The sequence below is a fragment of the Streptomyces sp. NPDC048185 genome (assembly GCF_043202495.1).
Classification (GTDB): domain Bacteria; phylum Actinomycetota; class Actinomycetes; order Streptomycetales; family Streptomycetaceae; genus Streptomyces.
Genome location: NZ_JBIDAN010000003.1, coordinates 366,212 through 389,159 on the forward strand (window position 1 = coordinate 366,212; position 22,948 = coordinate 389,159).

At 71.2% G+C, this 22,948-nt stretch carries 19 protein-coding genes; 11 read left to right on the plus strand and 8 right to left on the minus strand.

Annotated elements, in window-relative coordinates; genetic code table 11:
- Positions 1-317: 317 nt before the first annotated feature.
- Complete coding sequence (locus tag ACGF3H_RS12210; protein WP_393816478.1) at positions 318-1,922, plus strand: protein kinase; 1,605 nt, start codon at positions 318-320, stop codon at positions 1,920-1,922.
- A gap of 136 nt (positions 1,923-2,058) precedes the next feature.
- Here ACGF3H_RS12210 and ACGF3H_RS12215 read toward each other — a convergent pair whose 3' ends face one another.
- Positions 2,059-2,715, minus strand: coding sequence for a response regulator transcription factor (locus ACGF3H_RS12215; RefSeq protein WP_362486366.1), 657 nt, complete (start codon positions 2,713-2,715; stop codon positions 2,059-2,061).
- A gap of 323 nt (positions 2,716-3,038) precedes the next feature.
- Here ACGF3H_RS12215 and pdhA point away from each other — a divergent pair, with 323 nt between their 5' ends.
- The 3 genes from pdhA to ACGF3H_RS12230 are packed head-to-tail and all read left to right on the plus strand — an operon-like array spanning position 3,039 to position 6,676.
- Positions 3,039-4,259, plus strand: coding sequence for a pyruvate dehydrogenase (acetyl-transferring) E1 component subunit alpha (gene pdhA / locus ACGF3H_RS12220; RefSeq protein WP_362486369.1), 1,221 nt, complete (start codon positions 3,039-3,041; stop codon positions 4,257-4,259).
- Between the two features lies 1 nt (position 4,260).
- Complete coding sequence (locus ACGF3H_RS12225; protein WP_239765041.1) at positions 4,261-5,241, plus strand: alpha-ketoacid dehydrogenase subunit beta; 981 nt, start codon at positions 4,261-4,263, stop codon at positions 5,239-5,241.
- A 19-nt stretch (positions 5,242-5,260) separates the two neighbouring features.
- On the plus strand, positions 5,261-6,676 hold the full coding sequence (locus tag ACGF3H_RS12230) for a dihydrolipoamide acetyltransferase family protein (protein ID WP_362486650.1): 1,416 nt from the start codon (positions 5,261-5,263) through the stop codon (positions 6,674-6,676).
- 67 nt (positions 6,677-6,743) lie between these two features.
- Here the strand turns inward: ACGF3H_RS12230 and ACGF3H_RS12235 are convergent, their stop codons facing one another.
- Positions 6,744-7,679 carry a D-alanyl-D-alanine carboxypeptidase gene (locus tag ACGF3H_RS12235; protein WP_362486372.1) on the minus strand — a complete coding sequence of 312 codons (936 nt, stop codon included), beginning with the start codon at positions 7,677-7,679 and terminating at the stop codon, positions 6,744-6,746.
- Between the two features lie 196 nt (positions 7,680-7,875).
- Here ACGF3H_RS12235 and ACGF3H_RS12240 point away from each other — a divergent pair, with 196 nt between their 5' ends.
- On the plus strand, positions 7,876-8,526 hold the full coding sequence (locus ACGF3H_RS12240; protein ID WP_362486375.1) for a GntR family transcriptional regulator: 651 nt from the start codon (positions 7,876-7,878) through the stop codon (positions 8,524-8,526).
- Positions 8,523-9,833: an MFS transporter gene (locus tag ACGF3H_RS12245; RefSeq protein ID WP_362486377.1), complete on the plus strand. Its 1,311-nt coding sequence runs from the start codon at positions 8,523-8,525 to the stop codon at positions 9,831-9,833. Before ACGF3H_RS12240 ends, ACGF3H_RS12245 begins: the two co-directional genes overlap by 4 nt.
- A 130-nt stretch (positions 9,834-9,963) precedes the next feature.
- Here the strand turns inward: ACGF3H_RS12245 and ACGF3H_RS12250 are convergent, their stop codons facing one another.
- Positions 9,964-10,788 (minus strand): maleylpyruvate isomerase family mycothiol-dependent enzyme, encoded by an 825-nt coding sequence (locus ACGF3H_RS12250; RefSeq protein WP_362486380.1) that lies wholly within the window; start codon positions 10,786-10,788, stop codon positions 9,964-9,966.
- A gap of 182 nt (positions 10,789-10,970) precedes the next feature.
- Between ACGF3H_RS12250 and ACGF3H_RS12255 the strand changes: the two genes are divergently transcribed.
- Positions 10,971-11,765: a carbon-nitrogen family hydrolase gene (locus ACGF3H_RS12255; protein ID WP_362486383.1), complete on the plus strand. Its 795-nt coding sequence runs from the start codon at positions 10,971-10,973 to the stop codon at positions 11,763-11,765.
- 15 nt (positions 11,766-11,780) lie between these two features.
- Here ACGF3H_RS12255 and ACGF3H_RS12260 read toward each other — a convergent pair whose 3' ends face one another.
- The 4 genes from ACGF3H_RS12260 to ACGF3H_RS12275 all read right to left on the minus strand — a co-directional run bounded on the left by ACGF3H_RS12260 (position 11,781) and on the right by ACGF3H_RS12275 (position 15,978).
- Positions 11,781-12,287, minus strand: a complete 507-nt coding sequence (locus ACGF3H_RS12260; protein WP_362486385.1) for an LURP-one-related/scramblase family protein — start codon at positions 12,285-12,287, stop codon at positions 11,781-11,783.
- An 80-nt stretch (positions 12,288-12,367) separates the two neighbouring features.
- Complete coding sequence (locus ACGF3H_RS12265; protein WP_189230114.1) at positions 12,368-12,619, minus strand: DUF6458 family protein; 252 nt, start codon at positions 12,617-12,619, stop codon at positions 12,368-12,370.
- Between the two features lie 124 nt (positions 12,620-12,743).
- A complete protein-coding gene (locus ACGF3H_RS12270) occupies positions 12,744-14,042 on the minus strand; it encodes a M18 family aminopeptidase (RefSeq protein ID WP_362486388.1) in 1,299 nt (432 codons plus the stop codon).
- 109 nt (positions 14,043-14,151) lie between these two features.
- A complete protein-coding gene (locus tag ACGF3H_RS12275; RefSeq protein WP_362486391.1) occupies positions 14,152-15,978 on the minus strand; it encodes an acyl-CoA dehydrogenase in 1,827 nt (608 codons plus the stop codon).
- A 150-nt stretch (positions 15,979-16,128) separates the two neighbouring features.
- Here ACGF3H_RS12275 and ACGF3H_RS12280 point away from each other — a divergent pair, with 150 nt between their 5' ends.
- The 3 genes from ACGF3H_RS12280 to ACGF3H_RS12290 all read left to right on the plus strand — a co-directional run bounded on the left by ACGF3H_RS12280 (position 16,129) and on the right by ACGF3H_RS12290 (position 18,879).
- Positions 16,129-16,596: an SseB family protein gene (locus tag ACGF3H_RS12280; protein ID WP_362486394.1), complete on the plus strand. Its 468-nt coding sequence runs from the start codon at positions 16,129-16,131 to the stop codon at positions 16,594-16,596.
- A gap of 124 nt (positions 16,597-16,720) precedes the next feature.
- The gene (locus ACGF3H_RS12285) at positions 16,721-17,698 is read left to right on the plus strand and encodes a pirin family protein (RefSeq protein ID WP_362486397.1); all 978 of its coding nucleotides are present in this window, start codon (positions 16,721-16,723) and stop codon (positions 17,696-17,698) included.
- Positions 17,699-17,769: 71 nt separating this feature from the next.
- Positions 17,770-18,879: an AI-2E family transporter gene (locus tag ACGF3H_RS12290; protein ID WP_362486400.1), complete on the plus strand. Its 1,110-nt coding sequence runs from the start codon at positions 17,770-17,772 to the stop codon at positions 18,877-18,879.
- Here ACGF3H_RS12290 and ACGF3H_RS12295 read toward each other — a convergent pair.
- Positions 18,786-20,975, minus strand: a complete 2,190-nt coding sequence (locus tag ACGF3H_RS12295; RefSeq protein ID WP_362486402.1) for a SpoIIE family protein phosphatase — start codon at positions 20,973-20,975, stop codon at positions 18,786-18,788. The two genes, ACGF3H_RS12290 and ACGF3H_RS12295, sit on opposite strands and share 94 nt — an antisense overlap.
- A gap of 192 nt (positions 20,976-21,167) precedes the next feature.
- Between ACGF3H_RS12295 and aspS the strand changes: the two genes are divergently transcribed.
- The gene (gene aspS / locus ACGF3H_RS12300; RefSeq protein WP_362486405.1) at positions 21,168-22,931 is read left to right on the plus strand and encodes an aspartate--tRNA ligase; all 1,764 of its coding nucleotides are present in this window, start codon (positions 21,168-21,170) and stop codon (positions 22,929-22,931) included.
- The last annotated feature ends 17 nt before the right edge of the window (positions 22,932-22,948 follow it).

Here is a 22,948-nt window from a genome sequence, read left to right on the forward strand (position 1 = left end):
CGGCGGCAGCGGCGCGAGCGCATGTTGATCCAAAGTGCTATTCCCGGCCAAGTCTGCCCCAGGGCAGTGACACGTCAAGCGCGGTGCCCGTTCCGTGACCGTACGCGAAAGAAGCGTCGCGCAAGCGTTACAGCGGGCGTACGGCCGGTACACAGAATTTGCACGACAGTACGGAACCAGGGTTTCATGACCGGTCCGTCTCGATGCCGGTCCCGGCGCCCATCTCGGACCGGAGGCTTGCGCGGAGGCTGTAGCGTGGCCGACGGAGACCGTAACAACACCGCGCGCACCGCGGGCAGAAACGACGGCGAGGACTGATGGCACAGCAGCAGCGCGCCCAGGGCCCGTCCGAACCCGAGGCTACTGGCGGCGGTATGTCTGACGCACCGGAGACCTGGGGCAACGGCGGCCTGGTCGGCGACGGCCGGTACCGGCTGACCCGCAGACTCGGGCGGGGCGGCATGGCCGAGGTGTTCGCGGCCGAGGACGTCCGTCTCGGCCGCACCGTGGCGGTCAAGCTGCTGCGCGCCGACCTCGCAGAGGACCCGGTCTCCAAGGCGCGCTTCACGCGCGAGGCGCAGTCGGTGGCCGGGCTCAACCACCATGCCATCGTGGCCGTGTACGACTCAGGCGAGGACTTCGTCGGCGGCCAGTCCGTGCCCTACATCGTGATGGAGATCGTCGAGGGCCGCACCATCCGCGACCTCCTCCTCAACGCCGAGGCGCCCGGCCCCGAGCAGGCGCTGATCATCGTCTCGGGCGTCCTGGAGGCGCTCGCCTACTCGCACCAGCACGGCATCGTGCACCGCGACATCAAGCCGGCCAACGTCATCATCACGCACAACGGTGCGGTGAAGGTGATGGACTTCGGCATCGCCCGCGCCCTGCACGGCGCGTCCACGACGATGACGCAGACCGGCATGGTCATGGGCACCCCGCAGTACCTCTCCCCGGAGCAGGCGCTCGGCAAGGCCGTCGACCACCGCTCCGACCTGTACGCGACGGGCTGCCTGCTGTACGAACTCCTCGCGCTGCGCCCGCCGTTCACCGGCGAGACCCCGCTGTCGGTGGTCTACCAGCACGTCCAGGACATCCCGACGCCCCCGTCCGAGGTCTCCGACGCGGTCCCGCCGGAGCTGGACGGCCTGGTGATGCGCTCGCTGGCCAAGGAGCCCGACGACCGCTTCCAGACCGCCGAGGAGATGCGCGGCCTGGTCCAGTACGGGCTGCAGATGCTCTACGAGCAGGGTGGCCACACCGGCACCTGGAACACCGGCCCGGTCGGCATGCACGACGGCCGGCACACCCCGGCGGCCGGGATGGCGGGCACGACGGTGATGCCGCACCCCGACCACGGCTCGGGCACCACGCAGATCCCCCAGCCGATCCTGCCGGGCGGCTACGGCGGCGGGGACGACGGTGGCTTCGAGGGCCACGGCAACAAGGGCAGCGGCCGGGGCAAGCTGTGGATCCTGGCCTTCCTCGCGGTGGTCGCCGTCGTCGCGGGCGTCGCGCTCGCCCTGAACGGCGACGGGGGCGGCGGCGGGGGCGGCGGTACGAAGACCACGCCGACGCCGACCGTCTCGCAGAGCACCGAGGACGACCGGGCCAGCGAGTCGCCGAGCGACGAGGCGACCGAGGAGTCCACCGACCCGGACACGGGCGAGGACCACAACGGCGGTGGCGGCACCGGCGGGGACTGGGACCAGCCCTACACGCCGTCGGAGACCGCCTCGCAGGACCCGACCGGCGACCCGACGGACGGGCAGACGGAGCCGTCCACGCCGACGGACGACGGTGAACCGACGGACGGCGGTGAGCCGACGGACGGTGGTGAGCCGACCGGCGGCGGTGAGCCGACGGGTGGTGGTGAGCCGACCGGCGGTACGACCGGCGGCGCTTTGGACCCCGTGACCGGCTGACCGGCCTCACGTCCCGACCGGCGCGCGTGCGTCCCCGACCCAGGGGCCACGCGCGCCGTCGCGTTCCAGGCGTTCCGGGTTCCGTGCGGGTGGTCTCACGGCCGTCCGCCCGCCGCGCGCACGCGGCCGGGCGGCGTCAGCGGTTCTCCGCCTGCAGACGGGCCACGAAGGCGGCCGCCTGGGACCGCCGCTGCATGCCGAGTTTGGACAGCAGGCTCGACACGTAGTTCTTGATCGTCTTCTCGGCCAGGTGCAGCCGTTCGCCGATCGCCCGGTTGGTGAGCCCCTCGCCGATCAGCTCCAGGATGCGGCGCTCCTGCTCGGTCAGGCGGGCGAGCCGGTCGTCGCCCCTGGTGCCTCCGTCGCGCAGCCGTTCCAGCACCCGCGCGGTGGCCGCCGGGTCGATCAGCGACTTCCCGGCGGCGACGTCCCGCACGGCGGACAGCAGCTCGGCGCCCCGGATGTCCTTGAGGACGTAACCGGAGGCACCCGCCATGATCGCGTCGAAGAGGGCCTCGTCGTCGGCGAAGGACGTGAGCATCAGGCACCGGACGGACTCGTCGCGGGAGCGGATCTCGCGGCACACCTCGACGCCGCTGCCGTCGGGGAGGCGGACGTCGAGCACCGCGACGTCCGGGCGGGTGGCGGGGACACGGGCGAGCGCGTCGGCGGCCGTGCCGGCCTCGCCGACGACCTCGATGTCGGCCTCGCCCGCCAGCAGATCGTGCACACCCCGACGGACGACCTCATGGTCGTCGAGGAGGAATACTCGTATTTGTCCGTCTTCGCGCACGCGCTCAGTCAAACACACCAGCTCTTCCCGTGCCCGGGGTGGCCGGGATAACGTGCCGTTGTTCCGGCCCCCTGCGAGGCTGTGACCAGTAAAACTTCCCCACTTCGCCGATTTACTTGGAAATCCGAGTAAAAACGCAGGTCAGGAGGGGTTTCACAGAAATGTGGAGCACTGGGTAACGTGCCTTTTGCAGGGACGCTCGCCGGGGCACCTGTCACGCCTGTCCCCGACCGGGCCGCACCCACCCTGTGCGACCGACGGGCCACAGGTGAGCCGCACTGGCGCCCGGCGAACCCGGGGGCCGGACCGACGGAGGAGCACACGTGACCGTGGAGAGCACTGCCGCGCGCAAGCCGCGACGCAGCGCCGGAAGCAAGGCAGCCGGTACCACCGGCACCGAGGCCGGCACCACCGGCGCCAAGCGCACCACCCGCACCGCTGCCGGGAAGGGCTCCGGGACGGAGCTCGTGCAGCTGCTGACGCCCGAGGGCAAGCGCGTCAGGAAGGCGGCCTACGCGGAGTACGCCGAGTACGTCGCCGACATCACCCCCGACGAGCTGCGCGGTCTGTACCGCGACATGGTGCTCACCCGGCGCTTCGACGCCGAGGCCACCGCACTGCAGCGTCAGGGCGAGCTGGGCCTGTGGGCCTCGCTGCTGGGCCAGGAGGCCGCGCAGATCGGCTCCGGCCGCGCCACCCGGGAGGACGACTACGTCTTCCCCACCTACCGCGAGCACGGCGTCGCCTGGTGCCGCGGGGTGGACCCGACCAATCTCCTCGGCATGTTCCGCGGCGTGAACAACGGCGGCTGGGACCCCAACAGCAACAACTTCCACCTGTACACCATCGTCATCGGCTCCCAGGCGCTGCACGCCACGGGCTACGCGATGGGCATCGCCAAGGACGGCGCGGACTCCGGCGTGATCGCCTACTTCGGCGACGGCGCCTCCAGCCAGGGCGACGTCAGCGAGGCGTTCAACTTCGCCGCGGTCTACAACGCCCCGGTGATCTTCTTCTGCCAGAACAACCAGTGGGCGATCTCGGAGTCCAACGAGAAGCAGACCCGCGTGCCGCTGTACCAGCGCGCCCAGGGCTTCGGCTTCCCCGGCGTCCGGGTCGACGGCAACGACGTGCTGGCCTGTCTGGCGGTCACCCGGTGGGCGCTGGAGCGCGCACGGCGCGGCGAGGGCCCGGCGCTGATCGAGGCGTACACCTACCGCATGGGCGCCCACACCACCTCGGACGACCCCTCCCGCTACCGGCACGACGACGAGCGGGCCGCCTGGGAGGCGAAGGACCCGATCCTGCGCCTCCGCCGCTTCCTGGAGTCCGCACACCACGCGGACGAGGAGTTCTTCGCGGAACTTGAGACGGAGAGCGAGGCGTTGGGCAAACGAGTGCGCGAAGTGGTCCGTGCCATGCCGGACCCGGACCGGTTCGCCATCTTCGAGAACGCGTACGCGGACGGGCACGCGCTCGTCGACGAGGAGCGCGCCCAGTTCGCCGCCTACCAGGCGTCGTTCGCAGAGGCCGAGGGGGTCTGAGATGGCAGCGGAAAAGATGGCGCTGGCCAAGGCGATCAACGAGTCGCTGCGCAGCGCGCTGGAGTCGGACCCCAAGGTCCTGATCATGGGCGAGGACGTCGGCAAGCTCGGCGGCGTCTTCCGCGTCACCGACGGGCTGCAGAAGGACTTCGGCGAGGACCGGGTCATCGACACCCCGCTGGCCGAGTCCGGCATCGTGGGCACGGCCATCGGCCTGGCCCTGCGCGGCTACCGTCCGGTGGTGGAGATCCAGTTCGACGGCTTCGTGTTCCCGGCCTACGACCAGATCGTCACGCAGCTGGCGAAGATGCACGCCCGCTCGCTCGGCAAGGTCAAGATGCCGGTCGTCATCCGCATCCCCTACGGCGGCGGCATCGGCGCGGTCGAGCACCACTCCGAGTCGCCCGAGGCGCTCTTCGCGCACGTGGCGGGCCTGAAGGTGGTCTCCCCGTCGAACGCGGGGGACGCGTACTGGATGATGCAGCAGGCCATCCAGAGCGACGACCCGGTGATCTACTTCGAGCCCAAACGGCGCTACTGGGACAAGGCCGAGGTCGACACCGAGGCGATCCCGGGCCCGCTGCACAAGGCACGGGTCGTCCGCGAGGGCACCGACCTCACGCTGGCCGCCTACGGCCCGATGGTGAAGCTCTGCCAGGAGGTCGCCGACGCGGCGGCCGAGGAGGGCCGGTCCCTGGAGGTGGTGGACCTGCGGTCCATCTCCCCGCTGGACTTCGACACGATCCAGGCGTCGGTGGAGAAGACCCGCCGCCTGGTCGTGGTCCACGAGGCGCCGGTGTTCCTGGGCTCGGGCGCGGAGATCGCGGCGCGGATCACCGAGCGCTGCTTCTACCACCTGGAGGCCCCGGTGCTCCGGGTCGGCGGCTACCACGCGCCGTACCCGCCGGCCCGCCTGGAGGAGGAGTACCTGCCCGACCTGGACCGGGTGCTGGACGCCGTCGACCGCTCGCTGGCGTATTGAGGAGAGGGCGTTGACGACGATGACTGAAGGCTCCGTGCGCGAGTTCAAGATGCCCGACGTGGGCGAGGGACTCACCGAGGCCGAGATTCTCAAGTGGTACGTCCAGCCCGGTGACACGGTCACCGACGGACAGATCGTGTGCGAGGTCGAGACGGCCAAGGCCGCGGTCGAGCTGCCCATCCCCTACGACGGGGTGGTCCGCGAGCTGCACTTCCCCGAGGGCACCACGGTCGACGTGGGCACGTCGATCATCGCGGTCGCCGTCGGGGACGGCGCGGCCGCCGCCGCTCCGGCACAGGAGGCCGCACCGGAACCGGCGCAGGCCCCCGCCCCCGTGGCGGACACACCGGCACCGGCCGAGGAGGAGAAGCCGCAGGGCCGCCAGCCGGTCCTGGTCGGCTACGGAGTCGCCACCTCCTCGACCCGCCGCCGCCCGCGCAAGAGCCCCGGCGCCCCGGCGCAGGAGGCGTCGGCCGCGATCCAGTCCGAGATGAACGGCCACGGACCCGTCACCCGCGAGCGCCCGCTGGCCAAGCCGCCGGTGCGCAAGCTGGCGAAGGACCTCGGCGTGGACCTGACGACCGTCGTGCCCTCGGGCCCGGACGGCGTCATCACGCGCGAGGACGTGCACGCGGCGGTGGCCACCGCGCCCGCACCGGCCGAGGCGCCCGAGGCGGCGCCCGCCGCCACGCCCGCGCCCGCGGCCCCGGCGCCCGCGGCGTCGTACGACACGGCGCGCGAGACCCGCATCCCGGTCAAGGGCGTGCGCAAGGCGACGGCCGCGGCGATGGTCGGCTCGGCGTTCACCGCGCCGCACGTCACGGAGTTCGTGACGGTCGACGTGACGCGGACGATGAAGCTGGTCGAGGAGCTCAAGCAGGACAAGGAGTTCACGGGCCTGCGGGTGAATCCGCTCCTGCTGATCGCCAAGGCCCTGCTGGTCGCGATCCGGCGCAACCCGGACATCAACGCGTCCTGGGACGAGGCGGCGCAGGAGATCGTGGTCAAGCACTACGTGAACCTGGGCATCGCGGCCGCGACCCCGCGCGGCCTGATCGTGCCGAACATCAAGGACGCCCACGCCAAGACGCTGCCGCAGCTCGCCGAGTCGCTGGGCGAGCTGGTCTCGACGGCCCGGGAGGGCAGGACGTCCCCGGCGGCCATGCAGGGCGGCACGGTGACCATCACCAACGTCGGCGTCTTCGGCGTCGACACCGGCACGCCGATCCTCAACCCCGGCGAGTCCGCGATCCTCGCGGTCGGTGCGATCAAGCTCCAGCCGTGGGTGCACAAGGGCAAGGTGAAGCCGCGTCAGGTGACGACCCTGGCGCTGAGCTTCGACCACCGCCTGGTCGACGGGGAGCTGGGCTCCAAGGTCCTCGCCGACGTCGCGGCGATCCTGGAACAGCCGAAGCGCCTGCTCACCTGGGCGTGACGCACCGCAGGCACACACGACGGAACCGCGCGTCCCGCCCCGGGGCGCGCGGTTCCGTATGCGGGTCCTACTTGGCGAAGCCGTAGTTCAGGAGCTTCGTTGCGTCCGTGGCGCGCTGTGTGGTGGACGTCGAGGCCAGGACCGTGCCGATCACCGTCTTGCCCTTGCGGGTCGCGGCGAAGACCAGGCAGTACTTGGCCTCCGGGCCCGATCCGGTCTTCAGGCCGACCGCGCCGCTGTAACTGCTCAGCAGCGTGTTGGTGTTCGTCCAGGCGGCCATGGTGCGGGTGCCGCCGCTCTTCGTGGTCGTCTTCGCCGTGTACTTCTTGGTCTTGACGATCGCTCGGAAGTTGGCGTTCTTCATCGCGCTGCTCGCGAGCTTCGTCAGGTCGCGCGGCGTCGAGTAGTTGCTGCCGTTGCCGATGCCGTCGAACGAGTCGAAGTGGGTGTTCTTGAGGCCGAGGCTCCTGGCGGTGGAGTTCATCTTGCCGATGAACGACTTCACCCGCTCCGCCCGCGTCCGGCCCGTGCCGAACTTGTCGGCCAGCGCGTAGGCGGCGTCGCAGCCGGACGGCAGCATCAGGCCGTACAGCAGCTGCCGGACGGTCACCTTGTCGCCGACGATCAGGCGCGCGGACGAGGCGTTCTTCGAGACGATGTAGTCGCTGTAGGCCTTCTGGATCGTGACCTTGGCGTCGAGATTCAGCTTGGGCTGGGAGAGCACGACCTTGGCGGTCATGATCTTGGTCGTGGACCCGGTGGAGCGCCTGGTGTCCGCGGCCTTGGTGTAGAGGGTCCTGCCGTTCGCGTCGTTCATCACGAAGCCGCCCTTGGCGGCGATCGCGGGCACGGCGACGGCCTGCACGGGCGCGGCGACGGGCTGCGCGGGCGCGGCGGCCTGCGCGGGCGCGGTGGCGAGGGCTCCGGACGCGAGCACGGCGCCGGCGGACACGGCGACGGCGACGGCGCGGCGAAGGCGGGCGCCCTGAATACCGTTTATCAAGTGAGATACCCCGATTGTTGTGAAATCCCCGGTGGTGAGGCCCAGTTGCGGTCGGTCCAGCATGGGCCGCGCCTGTGGGACACGTGAATAGCACGAACGGTTGTGCCGTAGGCGGGTACGTCCCCCGGACGAGTGGCGCGCGTCCGGATACTGGACGGCGCCCCACTTGCGTCCCTGTTGTATCTATCCTGTGGACATGACCATGGCCGTGAAGCAACCCCCCGCCGCCGACCGCGTGTACGCCCACGTCAAACAGGCCGTCCTCGAGCGCCGCTACGAGGGCGGGACCCTGCTCACCGAGGGCGAGCTCGCCGAGGCCGTGGGCGTCTCGCGCACCCCGGTGCGGGAGGCGCTGCTCCGGCTCGAGGTCGAGGGGCTGATCCGCCTCTACCCGAAGAAGGGGGCGCTGGTCCTGCCCGTCTCCGCCCAGGAGATCGCGGACGTGGTGGAGACCCGGCTGCTGGTCGAGGCGCACGCGGCGCGCAAGGCCGTGCCCGCCCCGCCCGGGCTCATCGAGCGGCTGGAGGACCTGCTCGCCCGCCAGCGCGAGCAGGCCGCCGCCGGCGACCTCGCCGCCGCCTCCGTCACCGACCGCTGCTTCCACGCCGAGATCGTCCGCAGCGGCGGAAACGAGATCCTCTCCCGTCTCTACGACCAGCTCCGCGACCGGCAGCTGCGCATGGGCGTCGCCGTCATGCACTCCCACCCCGACCGGATCGCCAAGACGCTCGCCGAGCACGAGGAGATCCTCGACGCGCTGCGCTCCGGGGACGCGGAGGCGGCCGTCGGCGTGGTCCACCGGCACGTGAGCTGGTTCTCGCACCTGGCGCGGGGTGAGGTCCGATGAGTTCCGCCGCGCCGGTCGGGAACACGCTGCCGGGCGACCCGCCCGGAGGGCGGCGCGCGATCGCCGTCTGGAGCATCGGCGTCGCCGTCTACTTCGTCGCCGTCATCTTCCGCACGTCCCTGGGGGTGGCCGGTCTCGACGCGGCCGACCGCTTCCACGTCAACGCCTCCGCCCTGTCCACGTTCTCCATCCTCCAGCTGCTGGTCTACGCCGGCATGCAGATACCCGTCGGCCTGCTGGTGGACCGGCTCGGCACGAAGCGGGTGCTGGGCATCGGGGTCGTCCTGTTCACGGTGGGGCAGCTGGGCTTCGCCTTCTCACCGACGTACGCCACCGCGCTCGCCTCACGGGCGCTGCTCGGCTGCGGCGACGCCATGACGTTCATCAGCGTGCTGCGGCTCGGCACCCGCTGGTTCCCCGCCCGGCGCGGGCCGATGGTCGCCCAGCTCGCCGGTCTGGTCGGCATGGCGGGCAACCTGGTCTCCACGCTGGTCCTGGCCCGCCTGCTGCACGGCATCGGCTGGACGGCGGCCTTCGCGGGCAGCGCGCTGGCCGGCGTGGTCGTCCTCGTCCTGCTGGTGCTCTTCCTGAAGGACCACCCCGAGGGGTACGAGCCGGAACCGGTGTCCCACCGGGGGGCCGCGTACGTGCGGCGGCAGATCGCCGCCTCCTGGCGGGAGCCGGGCACCCGGCTGGGGCTGTGGGTGCACTTCACCACCCAGTTCCCGGCGATGGTGTTCCTGCTGCTGTGGGGCCTGCCCTTCCTCGTGGAGGCGCAGGGGCTGTCCCGGGGCACGGCCGGCGGGCTGCTCACCCTGGTGGTGCTGTCCAACATGACGGTCGGCCTCGTCTACGGCCAGATCATCGCCCGCCACCACGCCGCCCGGCTGCCGCTGGCGCTCGGCACGGTGGGCGCGACGGCGGTCCTGTGGGCGGCGACGCTGGCCTACCCCGCCGAGCACGCGCCGATGTGGCTGCTGGTCGTGCTGTGCGCGGTGCTCGGCGCGTGCGGACCGGCCTCGATGATCGGCTTCGACTTCGCGCGGCCGGCGAATCCGCCGGAGCGGCAGGGGACGGCGTCCGGGATCACGAACATGGGCGGTTTCGTGGCGTCGATGACCACGCTGTTCGCGATCGGGGTGCTGCTGGACGCGACCGGGGACGACTACGCCGTGGCGTTCTCGTCGGTGTTCGTGCTGCAGGCGGTGGGTGTCACGCAGATCCTGCGGTTGCGGAAGCGGGCGGCGCGCAGGGAACGGGAGCGGTCGGTCGCCAGCCGGGTGGAGACGGTGCACGTTCCCGTGTAGGCACCCGGCGGGGGTGCGGGCCGTGCCGCCGGGTACTGCCGCCCCCGCGCCCCCGCTGCGGCCTGACGGCCCCGTCCCCGAACTCCCCCGCAGCGGGTGCCCCCAGGACGGGCTGACGTCACCACCGGCGTTACCGCGTCACCGTGAAGTTCCTCAGGATCGCCGCCGTCAGGTCCGGGTCGCCCTCCGTCTTGATACGGTCCGTGACCGCCTCCGGCGTCACCCGGCCGCAGGCCAGGCGGACGTACGTCTCCCAGTCGAGGGAGAGGGTGGCGGCCGGGCCGAGGGCGGGGGCCGTCTCCAGGGTGCCGCGCCCCTGGATGTCGACGCGGATCGTGCGCAGGAACTCGACCGGGCCGTGGACGTCGAAGACGACCGCCGAGCTGCGCGGCGCGTCCGCCCGCTCGGCGACGACGCCGGGCAGCTCGGCGAGCAGCACGTCACGGGCGACGAGCGCACCGGGGGAGTCGAGGTTGCCGGGGCGGCCGAGGGCCGTGCGCAGGTCCTGCTCGTGTGCCCACACGGCGAACGCGTGCCGGCGCATCGACTCCTCCAGCGTCAGCTCCGCGCCGTACGGCCCGCGCACCTTGGTGCCCGGGTCCCGCGACTCGTTCCGCAGCTGCCGGTTCCGCCGGATGATCATGTACTCGAGCTCGGAGGTGATCTCCGGCGCCGTGTGGTGGCGGCGGACGTCGACCTGCATCTCCATGTACCGCTGCTGGTCGTTGGTGACGTGGAACAGGTCGCGCGGGAGCGTGTGGATGGGGCGCGGGTCGCCGAGCATCTCGGAGTCCAGGCCCATGACGTGCGAGACGACGTCCCGCACCGACCATCCCGGGCAGGGGGTGCGACGGTTCCACTCTGCTTCCACAAGCGGCTGGACCAGCTCGGATATCGCCTCGATGGAGTGAGTCCAGGCGTCGGCGTAGGGCTGGAGGGTGGGATGCAGACTCACGGAACGGGACCCCTCGGCGGTCGGTACACGGGCAGGTGGTGGCGGCGGTGCCAGTGGGAGGTGGCTGCGGTCGGCGGGCGTCTTGGGACGCTAAGTTACGCTGCTGTGCGGCACCCCGGCAGTGCTTTCGTGTGACGATCGTAGGCCCGAGTGGACGGCTCGAATGCCAGGACGGTGGTAGTGTGCGCGCCTCATTGATCCAAATCGCCGTGAACGAGGGCGAATCCGTCGAAGCGCGCCGCCTGCGCGCGGCGTCGCTGGTCCGGGACCAGGCGGGCGCCGACCTGGTCGTCCTGCCCGAACTGTGGACCACGGGCGCCTTCGCCTTCGAGGAGTTCGGCGCGCGGGCCGAGCCGCTCCAGGGGCCGACGTACGAGGCGATGGCCAAGGCGGCGAGCGACGCGGGGGTGTGGCTGCACGCGGGATCCGTCCCCGAGCGCGGGCCCGACGGAGAGCTCTACAACACCTCCCTCGTCTTCTCCCCCGCCGGCGATCTGGCCGCCGCCTACCGCAAGATCCACCGCTTCGGCTTCGACAAGGGCGAGGCCGTGCTGATGGGCGCGGGGAGCGAGCTGGTGACGGTCCGTCTGCCGGAGACGACCCTGGGCGTGGCGACCTGCTACGACCTGCGCTTCCCCGAACTCTTCCGCGGCCTCGTCGACGCCGGTGCCGAGACGCTCGTCGTCCCGGCGGGCTGGCCGGAGCGCCGCCGGTCCCACTGGACGCTCCTGGCCCGGGCACGGGCGGTGGAGAACCAGGCGTTCGTCCTCGCCTGCGGAACGGCCGGGACGCACGCCGGGGTGCCGCAGGCCGGTCACTCGATCGTGGTCGACCCCTGGGGCGAGGTGCTGGCGGAGGCCGGCGCGGACGAGGAGGTCCTGGGCGTGGAGTTCGACCCGGCGAAGGTGGCGCGGACCCGGGAGCAGTTCCCGGCCCTCAAGGACCGGGTGCTCGGCCTGCGCACACCGCGCCGGTGACGGGAGGGCGGAGGGTCACTCGCCCTCGTCGCCCTTCTCCCGCTCCTTCTCCGCCAGGTGGATCACGCACACGGTCAGGGCGATCAGCAGTGCCGGGTCCGCGTCGTCGCGGACGACGTCGACACCGTAGGTGTCCCGGAGGGTCAGCAACCGCCGGGAGACGACGGCCAGCAGTTCGCCGTCGTACTCGATGGCGAACTCCCGGTCGAGGATCTTGCCGCTGACGTCCAGTTCGGTGCCGTCGGCCAGCGAGACCCGGTAGTGGTTGCGCAGCAGCGACAGCCGTTTGCGCTTCAGGGTCGCCAGCGGTTCGCCGCCGCGCTCGATCACCATCGTGTCGCGCAGGGCGAACATCTTCTGGTGGATGTCGATGAGCACCCGCCCCTGGGCGTCCTTCAGCTCCCAGGTGTCCCGCAGCCGCATCGCCTTGCCGTCGACGAGGTACACCTTGTTGCCGTGGCCGTCCTCGATCCAGTAGTCGTCACCGAAGCCGAGGAGCCGGTCGTACACGAGGAATCTCATGCTCTGACCGCTTCCCCGCCGGCCGCTCCGGGACGCGGACGGTAGGCCGACAGGCTGAGCGCGGCCCGCTCGGGGCGTGCTCAGGCGCCGTAGCCGTCGCTGTAGCCGTCACGTGTGTGGTGGTGGGGCCGGTCCTCGACGACGGGGGTCGTCGGTGGCATCACGACGCGGCGGCGCCGGGCGATGCTGCTGAAGGTCGCGACACCGATCAGGCCGACGATCATGAAGATGACACCGACCAGATCGAGGTTGACCCCCTGCATGTCCCAGTCGGTCGCGAACGTGAGGATGGCTCCCACGGCGATGAGGATGATGCACCCGCCGAGGCCCATGAGTGTCGCCTCCCTGTAGATCCGGTCGGTTCCGGCTTTCCGGTCGATCCGGTTCCGTTCGGGTACCCCCGGCGGGAACAGGCATGCGGCACAAGGGTGTTCCGGCCGGGAGCGCGGGGCCGGCTCAGCCCTCCAGGAACGCCACCAGCGCGTTCGCCAGCAGGTGCGGGTCGTCGGCGCCGCACAGCTCCCGGGCGCTGTGCATCGACAGGATGGCCGCGCCGATGTCGACGGTGCGGATGCCGTGCCGGGCCGCGGTGATCGGGCCGATGGTCGTGCCGCAGGGCATGGAGTTGTTGGACACGAAGGTCTGGAAGGGGACGTCCGCCTTCTCGCACGCGGCGGCGAAGACGGCCCGGCCCGAACCGTCCGTGGCGTAGCGGTTGTTGACGTTGACCTTGAGGATGGGGCCGCCGTTGACGCGCGGGTGGTGCGTCGGGTCGTGCCGCTCCGCGTAGTTGGGGTGGACGGCGTGGCCGGTGTCGGAGGACAGGCAGATCGTGCCCGCGAAGGCCCGTGCCCGGTCCTCGTACGAGCCGCCGCGCGTGAACACCGAGCGCTCCAGCACGCCGCCGAGCAGCGGTCCGTCGGCACCGGTGTCCGACTGGGAGCCGTTCTCCTCGTGGTCGAAGGCGGCGAGCACGGGGATGTGGGGGAGACCGCCGCCCGAGGCGGCGGCCGCGACCAGCGCGGCGGTCCCGGCGTGCACGGACAGCAGGTTGTCCATGCGGGGGCCGGCCACCAGCTCCCGGTCCCGGCCCAGGTACGCCGGCGGCTCCACGGAATGGGTCATCAGGTCCCAGCCGGTGACCGTGCCCGGCTCCAGGCCGGCCTCCTCCTCCAGGAAGGAGATGAGGTCGCCGTCGCGCACGGTGTCGCCGAGGCCCCAGACGGGCTGGAGGTGGCGCTGCTTGTCGAGCTTGAGGCCCTCCGCGGACACGTTGCGGTCCATGTGGATGGCGAGCTGGGGGACGCGGAGCAGCGGGCGGTCGACGTTGACCAGCCGGGTCGAGCCGTCCCGCAGGGAGAGGCGGCCCGCCAGCCCCAGGTCGCGGTCGAGCCAGGAGTTCATCAGCGGCCCGCCGTAGATCTCCACGGCGATCTGGCGCCAGCCGTGCGCACCGCTGTCCGGCCGCGGCTTCACGCGGAGGTTCGGGGAGTCGGTGTGGGCGCCGACGACGCGGAAGGGCGTGTGCGGCGCGGCGCCCTCGGGGACGTACCACGCCACGATCGCGCCGCCGCGCAGCACGTACGTGCCGCCGGTCGTCCCCTCCCAGGCGTCCGTCTCCGCGACCTGCCGGAAACCGGCCTTCTCCAGCCGTTCGGCGGCGTTCGCCACGGCGTGGTACGGCGTGGGGCTCGCCGCGAGGAAGGACATCAGGTCGTCGGTGTGGCCGCGGTCGAAGCGGGAGGGTGCGCTCATGGGTTCACCTTAACGACGTGCGAGGGCCCGCTTCCCGTCTGCCGGAAGCGGGCCCTCGCGAGGGTGTGTGGGGGCTGTGGAGACGAGCCTCCGTGAGCCCCGTGAGCCTTTAGAAGGCGGCCTCGTCCAGCTCCATCAGGTCCAGCTCGACACCCTGGGCCACCTTGCGGGCCAGGGTGACGCCGGGCAGGACGTTGGCGGCGAAGAACTTCGCCGCGGCGATCTTGCCGGTGTAGAAGGCCTTGTCCTTGGCGGACGCCGTCGGCAGCTTCTCGGCTGCGATCGCGGCGCCCTTGAGGAGCAGGTAGCCGACGACGACGTCGCCGGAGGCGAGCAGCAGGCGGGTGGTGTTGAGCCCCACCTTGTAGATGTTCTTGACGTCCTGCTCGGTGGCCGCGAGGTCGGTGAGCATCAGGCCGACGATGGCCTCCAGCTCGACGGCCGCCTTGGCCAGGTGCTCGCGGGCCCCGGACAGCTCCTCGCCGCCGGTGGCGAGCGCCAGGAACTTCTTGATGTCCTCGGCGAGCGAGTTCAGCGCGGCGCCCTGGTTCCGGACGATCTTCCGGAAGAAGTAGTCCTGGCCCTGGATCGCCGTCGTGCCCTCGTACAGGGTGTCGATCTTGGCGTCGCGGATGTACTGCTCGATCGGGTACTCCTGCAGGAAGCCGGAGCCGCCGAAGGTCTGGAGCGACTGGGCGAGCTGCTCGTAGGCCTTCTCCGAGCCGTAGCCCTTGACGATCGGCAGGAGCAGGTCGTTGAGGGCGTGCTCGGCCGAGGCGTCCTCGCCGTTCGCCTCCTTGACCTGGATCTCGTCCTGGACGGAGGCGGTGTACATCACCAGCGCGCGCATGCCCTCGGCGTACGCCTTCTGCGTCATGAGGGAGCGGCGGACGTCCGGGTGGTGCGTGATGGTGACCTTGGGGGCCGTCTTGTCCATGAAGTTGGCCAGGTCGGGGCCCTGGACGCGCTCCTTGGCGTACTCCAGGGCGTTGAGGTAGCCCGTGGAGAGGGTGGAGATCGCCTTCGTGCCGACCATCATGCGGGCGAACTCGATGATGCGGAACATCTGGCGGATGCCGTCGTGCCGGTCGCCGATCAGCCAGCCCTTGGCCGGGTGGCGGTCGCCGAAGGTCATCTCGCAGGTGTTGGAGGCCTTCAGGCCCATCTTGTGCTCGACGTTGGTGGCGTAGACGCCGTTGCGCTCGCCGAGCTCGCCGGTCTCGAAGTCGAACTCGTACTTCGGGACGAGGAAGAGGGACAGGCCCTTGGTGCCCGGGCCGGCGCCCTCGGGGCGGGCGAGGACGTAGTGGAGGATGTTCTCCGACATGTCGTGCTCGCCGGACGTGATGAAGCGCTTCACGCCCTCGATGTGCCAGGAGCCGTCCTCCTGCTGCACGGCCTTGGTGCGGCCGGCGCCGACGTCCGAGCCGGCGTCCGGCTCGGTGAGGACCATGGTGGAGCCCCACTGCTTCTCGACGGCTATCGAGGCGATGTGCTTCTGGACCTCGTTGCCCTCCTCGAAGAGGATGCCGGCGAAGGCGGGGCCGGAGGAGTACATCCACACCGCCGGGTTGGCGCCGAGGATCAGCTCCGCGTAGGCCCAGATGAGGGAGCGCGGGGAGGTGGTGCCGCCGATCTCCTCGGGCAGGCCGAGGCGCCAGTACTCGGAGTCCATGAAGGCCTGGTAGCTCTTCTTGAAGGACGCCGGGACCGGCGCGGTGTTGGTCTCCGGGTCGAAGACCGGCGGGTTGCGGTCGGCGTCCGTGAAGGACTCGGCCAGCTCGTTCTCCGAGAGGCGGCACAGCTCCTCGAGGACGCTCCTGGCGGTGTCCGTGTCCATCTCCGCGAACGGACCCGTGCCGTACACCTTGTCACGGCCGAGCACCTCGAAGAGGTTGAACTCGATGTCCCGGAGATTCGGCTTGTAGTGCCCCATGGCGACGGCTCCGTCGATAGATCGGCGAGGCACTGACTCCTCGCGCTCGATACACGTACCAACTAGTAGCTCCGATGATGCTACCCGTCGGTAATAAGAAGCAACCCCGCACCGCCCATCTGTGACTCGTTACTCGTTACGCTGTGCGCCATGTACGGCTACGACCAGACCGCGGGTCCTCAGCAGCAGCAGTACGCGCCGCCGCAGCAGCCGATGTCCGGCGGGTACGGGCAGCAGCCGCCGCTGTACCCCGAGCCGTCGCCGCCCTCGCTCGCGGACGCGGTGCGCGCCTTCACCACGGGGCAGATGGCCGCCGAGGACTTCCAGCAGATCTTCGCCACCTCGAAGGTCTACTGCCCGCGCGGCGACAACCCGGGCTTCCTGGCGCTGCACAACACCCAGCAGCCGGTCATCCCGATGTTCACCTCGCTCAAGGAGCTGCGCCGCTACGCGGGCAAGGAGTCCAAGTACTTCGTGATCACCGGCGCGGAGGTGATCGACCTGCTGCCGACCGGCTACGGCTTCGTGCTGGACATGGAGGGCGAGCACCGGATGGTCTTCGACGCCAAGGCGGTCGAACAGATGGTCGAATTCGCCATGCGCCGGATGTACGGCTGAACGCAGGGCCGGCCCATGGCCGCCACCGCGAGCCCGGAGGGAATGCCCTCCGGGCTTTCGTGGTTCAGGGTGGCAAGAAGTTCAACGCTCAACTAAAGTGGGGCGTACCCGAGGAGGTACCGACATGCCTGCAGTGACCGTCGAGAACCCGTTGACGCTGCCCCGTGTATCCGCATCCGCCGACGCCGTAGCACGTCCCGTGCTCACCGTCACGACCGCGCCGAGCGGCTTCGAGGGCGAGGGCTTCCCGGTGCGCCGTGCCTTCGCCGGGATCAACTACCGCCACCTCGACCCGTTCATCATGATGGACCAGATGGGTGAGGTGGAGTACGCGCCCGGAGAGCCCAAGGGCACGCCCTGGCACCCGCACCGCGGCTTCGAGACCGTCACCTACATCATCGACGGGATCTTCGACCACCAGGACTCCAACGGCGGTGGCGGCACCATCACCAACGGCGACACCCAGTGGATGACGGCGGGCTCCGGCCTGCTGCACATCGAGGCGCCGCCGGAGCAGCTGGTCATGTCCGGCGGTCTCTTCCACGGCCTGCAGCTCTGGGTGAACCTCCCGGCCAAGGACAAGATGATGGCCCCGCGCTACCAGGACATCCGCAGCGGTTCCGTGCAGCTGCTCACCTCCCCCGACGGCGGCGCGCTGCTGCGCGTCATCGCCGGCGAGCTGGACGGCCACGAGGGTCCCGGCATCACGCACACGCCGATCACCATGGTCCACGCCACGCTCGCGCCGGGCGCCGAGGTCACGCTGCCCTGGCGGGAGGACTTCAACGGCCTCGCGTACGTGCTGGCCGGGCGCGGGTCGGTGGGTGCCGAGCGGCGCCCGGTCCACCTGGGGCAGACCGCGGTCTTCGGGGCCGGTGGTTCGCTGACCGTCCGCGCGGACGAGAAGCAGGACGCGCACACCCCCGACCTCGAGGTCGTCCTCCTGGGCGGGCAGCCGATCCGCGAGCCCATGGCCCACTACGGCCCGTTCGTCATGAACACCAAGGACGAGCTGATGCAGGCCTTCGAGGACTTCCAGAAGGGCCGGCTGGGCACCGTCCCCGCGGTGCACGGCATGTCCGCGGAGGGCCCCGGCGCCTGACGGCCGCGTGGCCTCACCCGGGCGGGCCGTCCGCACAGGACAGCCCGCCCGGCGCGTGATCGGCTGGAGCGGTGCACCTGCTTCCCGGTCCGGTACGCCGTTTCGCCGCCTGGTGCGTCGTCATCCTGCTCGCCGGCGGTGTCGGCTACGTCGCGATCCGGCTGTGCGCCGAGCTCCGCACCGCGGTGACGCCGGCGCTGCTCGCGCTGCTCGGCACCGCCCTGCTCAGACCGCTGCACCGGCGGCTGGTGAAGGCGCACGTGCAGCGGTCGCTGGCCGCGGGGCTGACCTGCGTCGCCGTCGTGGCCGTGGTCGGCGGGGCCGTCTACATCGTGGTCGCCGCGCTCATCGACACCGGCGACCAGATCGTCGCCTCGCTCAAGGACGCGGCCCGAGGCGTCGCCGACCACTTCGGGACGGCCGGGACCTCCCTGGACGACCTCGCGTCCAACTCGCGCGAGCTGCTGGGCAAGTTCGGCGGCACGGCCGCCTCCGGGGTGATCACCGGGGTGAGCGTGGCCGGCGAGATGATGGCCATGGCGGTCCTCGCGCTGCTGCTCGTCTTCTTCTTCCTGCGCGACTCCGACCGCGCCGTCGGCACGGTGCGGTCCGTCGTGCCCCGGCGGAGCGCCGACGCCGTCGAGGCGATGGCCCGGCGGGCCTTCGGCGCCGTCGAGGGTTTCATGCGGGGCACCACCCTCATCGCCCTCATCGACGCCGTCTGCATCACCGTGGGGCTGCTGGTGCTCCGCGTGCCCGGGGCGGTCGGGCTCGGCGCGCTGGTCTTCGTCGGCGCCTACATCCCCTATCTCGGCGCCTTCATCTCCGGGGCGGTCGCCGTGCTGGTCGCGCTCGCCGACCGCGGGTTCGTCATCGCGTTGTGGGCCCTCGGGGTGGTGCTGGCCGTGCAGGTGCTGGAGGGGCACGTGCTCCAGCCGGCGATCCAGAGCCGGACCGTGCAGATGCACCCGGCGGTCGTGCTGCTGGCGCTCACCGCCGGGGCCTCGGTGGCGGGCATCCTGGGCATGCTCCTCGCCGTTCCGCTCACCGCCGCCGCGTTCGGGATCGTCCACGAACTCCAGAACCGCTACTCGGCCTCGGAGGAGACGTCCACGAGCCCCAGGGCGGCGCCCGGCCCGCCCTCGGACTCCTCCTCGGACCCCTCGACCGGGGACTCGTAGAACTCGAACCAGATGCTCTTGCCCTCGCCGCGCGGGGCGACGCCCCAGGCGTCCGAGAGCAGTTCGATCAGCATCAGGCCGCGCCCGGAGGACGCCATCTCCCCCGGGCGCCGCTTGTGCGGCAGGTCGTCGCCGCTGTCGGTGACCTCCACCCGGATGTGCCGCTCGCCCGGGGTCCCGCTGACCTCGGCGACCAGCAGCGCGTTGGCGTCGGTGTGGACGAGGACGTTCGTCAGCACCTCGGACAGCAGCAGGACCGCCGCGTCCCGCTGCTCCTCGTCGGGCCAGTCGTGCAGCAGGTCCCGCAGATGCTGCCGGGCGACCCCGATCCGCTCCGGCTCGGCCTGCGCGACCGTCAGCATCGTGCGCCGTACCGGCGGCCGGGTGACCGTGCTGACGCCGTGGCCGCAGCTCTCGTCCCGCCAGCACAGCAGCAGCAGGGCGATGTCGTCCTCCCGCCGGTCGGCCAGGGGACCGGTGGTGTGGTGCGAGGTCGGCCCGTGCACCGCCTGGACGAGTGCGTCGGCCAGCTCCTCCATGTCGCCCTCGTGCTCCTCCAGGACGACCCGCAGGCGGTGCCAGCCGGTCTGGAGGTCGTGGCCGCCCGTCTCGACCAGGCCGTCCGTGCACAGCATCAGGGTGTCGCCGGGCTCCAGGGCGATCCGGGAGGTCGGGTAGTCGGAGTCCGGGTCGACACCGAGCGGCAGCCCGCCCTCGGTGGCGAGGATCAGCGCCGTGCCGTCGGCCATCCGCACCACGGGGTCCAGGTGCCCCGCCCGGGCGCTCTCCACGATGCCGGTCACCGGGTCCACCTCCGCGTAGAAGCAGGTCGCGAAGCGCGTGTCGGCGGGATCCGCGGTGGAGTCGGCCAGGCTGTGGAAGAAGTAGGAGGCCCGGGAGAGCACCGCGTCGGGGCGGTGGCCCTCCGACGCGTAGGCCCGCAGGGCGATGCGCAGCTGGCCCATCAGCCCGGCGGCCCGTACGTCGTGTCCCTGGACGTCGCCGATGACCAGCGCGAAGCGGCCCCGGGGCAGCGGGATCATGTCGTACCAGTCCCCGCCGACCTGGAGCCCGCCGCCGGTGGGGACGTAGCGGGCCGCGATGTTCATGCCCGGGATCTCCGGTCCCAGCGCGGGCAGCATGGTGCGCTGCAGCCCGTCGGTCAGCTCCCGCTGGGTCTCGGCGGCCCCCGCCCGGGACAGCGCCTGTGCCAGCATCCGGGCCACGGTGGTCAGCACCGACCGCTCGTCCGGCGTGAAGGCGACGGGATAGGCGAAGGCGGCCATCCAGGCGCCCATGGTGCGGCCCCCCGCGACCAGCGGCACGAAGGCCCAGGACTGGCGGCCGAAGGGCTCGGCGAGCGGCCAGGTGATCGGGTAGCGGGCGCGGTACTGCCCGGGGGAGGAGAGGTAGACGGCACGGCCGGTGCGGACCACCTCGGCGGCCGGGTAGTCGGTCTCCAGCGGCATGTCCACGAACGGGTTCATGTCGTTCTGCGGCTGGCCGTGGTGGCCGATGACCGTCAGGTGGTCGCCGGACACGCCGAACACCGCGAGCCCGTCCGGCGAGAACCCGGGCATCGCCAGGCCCGCGGCGACCCGCAGCACCTCCTCGGTGGAGCGCGCCTCGGCCAGGGCCCGGCCCGCGTCCAGCAGGAACGCCTCCCGCGAGCGGCGCCAGTCACCGGTCACCGCGCTGCGTCCCGCGGGTGTGCCGGGCGTCGGCTCGGCGACCTCCTGGAGCGTGCCGATCAGCTCGTAGGCCTTGCGCGCGGGGTCGAAGGACGGCTTCGAGCGGCTGCGGACCACCCGGACGTTGCGGCCGTCCTCGTCCATCACCCGGATGCGGACCTCGGCGAGCGTGCTCTCGGCGACGGCCCGCTGGACCACCCCGGTGACCTCGTTCCAGTCCACCGGGTGCAGCCGGGCCCGCACCTGGGCCTCGGTGAGCCGGGCTCCCCGGGCGGGCAGTCCGAGCAGCCGGGCGGTCTCCGCGTCGACCGTGACCTCTCCGGCGGCGGTGTCCCAGTGCCAGAGGCCGGTCGCGAGGGCGGTGAGGACCTCCCCCACCTCGGGCAGGGGCTCGCCAGTGCGCATTGCCCCACTGTAAGAAGAGGTGATCGGAGGCTGCCACCGCTCGCTCCCGCGGTATTGGTGAGGAACCGAGCCGCGGGTCCCCGGTACGCTGGGGTTGTTTCACGTGAAACACGGACCGCGAGACCACGCCAGGTGAGCCCCGTGACGTCCGTCGGACACAGCCCCCGATCCGCGAAGACTGGATGAACGACGATGCATCGGTACAGGTCCCACACCTGCGGCGAGCTCCGCTCCTCTGACGTCGGCACCGACGTCCGACTGAGTGGCTGGCTGCACAATCGGCGCGACCTGGGCGGCATCCTCTTCATCGATCTGCGCGATCACTACGGCATCACCCAGCTCGTCGCCCGTCCGGGTACGGAGGCGTACGAGGCGCTGGACAAGCTGACCAAGGAATCGACCGTCCGGGTCGACGGCAAGGTCGTCTCCCGCGGCGCCGAGAACATCAACGCCGACCTGCCCACCGGTGAGGTCGAGGTCGAGGTGGGCGAGGTCGAGCTGCTCGGCGCGGCCCAGCCGCTGCCCTTCACCATCAACACCGAGGACGGGGTCAACGAGGAGCGGCGCCTGGAGTACCGCTTCCTGGACCTGCGCCGCGAGCGCATGCACCGCAACATCATGCTGCGCACCGCGGTCATCTCGGCGATCCGGCACAAGATGACGGCGCTGGGCTTCAACGAGATGGCGACGCCGATCCTGAGCGCCACCTCCCCGGAGGGTGCCCGTGACTTCGTGGTCCCGTCCCGCCTGAACCCCGGCAAGTTCTACGCGCTGCCGCAGGCCCCGCAGCAGTTCAAGCAGCTGCTGATGATCTCCGGCTTCGACCGCTACTTCCAGATCGCGCCCTGCTTCCGCGACGAGGACGCCCGCGCGGACCGCTCGCCGGGCGAGTTCTACCAGCTCGACGTGGAGATGAGCTTCGTCGAGCAGGAGGACGTCTTCCAGCCGATCGAGAAGCTCATGACCGAGCTGTTCGAGGAGTTCGGCAACGGCCGCCACGTGACGTCGCCGTTCCCGCGCATCCCGTTCCGCGAGGCGATGCTGAAGTACGGCTCCGACAAGCCGGACCTGCGGGCCAAGCTGGAGCTCGTCGACATCACCGACATCTTCGAGGGCTCGGAGTTCAAGGCCTTCGCCGGCAAGCACGTGCGCGCGCTGCCCGTCCCGGACGTCTCCGGCCAGCCGCGCAAGTTCTTCGACCAGCTCGGTGACTACGCCGTCTCGCAGGGCGCCAAGGGCCTGGCCTGGGTCCGGGTCGGCGAGGACGGCACGCTGTCCGGTCCGATCGCCAAGTTCCTGACCGAGGACAACGTCGCGGAGCTGACCAAGCGCCTGTCGCTGGCCGCCGGGCACGCGGTGTTCTTCGGCGCGGGCGAGTTCGACGAGGTCTCGAAGATCATGGGCGCGGTGCGGGTCGAGGCCGCCAAGCGCGCCGGGCACTTCGAGGAGGACGTCTTCCGCTTCTGCTGGATCGTCGACTTCCCGATGTACGAGAAGGACGAGGAGACCGGCGCGATCGACTTCTCGCACAACCCGTTCTCGATGCCGCAGGGCGGCCTGGAGGCCCTGGAGACCCAGGACCCGCTGGACATCCTGGGCTGGCAGTACGACATCGTCTGCAACGGCGTCGAGCTGTCCTCGGGCGCGATCCGGAACCACGAGCCGGAGATCATGCTCAAGGCGTTCGAGATCGCCGGGTACGACCGTGAGACGGTCGAGGACAAGTTCGCCGGCATGCTGCGCGCGTTCCGCTTCGGCGCCCCGCCGCACGGCGGCATCGCCCCGGGCGTCGACCGCATCGTGATGCTGCTGGCCGACGAGCCGAACATCCGCGAGACGATCGCCTTCCCGCTCAACGGCAACGCCCAGGACCTGATGATGGGCGCCCCGACCGAGCTGGACGAGACCCGCCTGCGCGAACTGCACCTGACGGTGCGCAAGCCGCAGCCGAAGTAGGCGGACGCCCGAAGGGT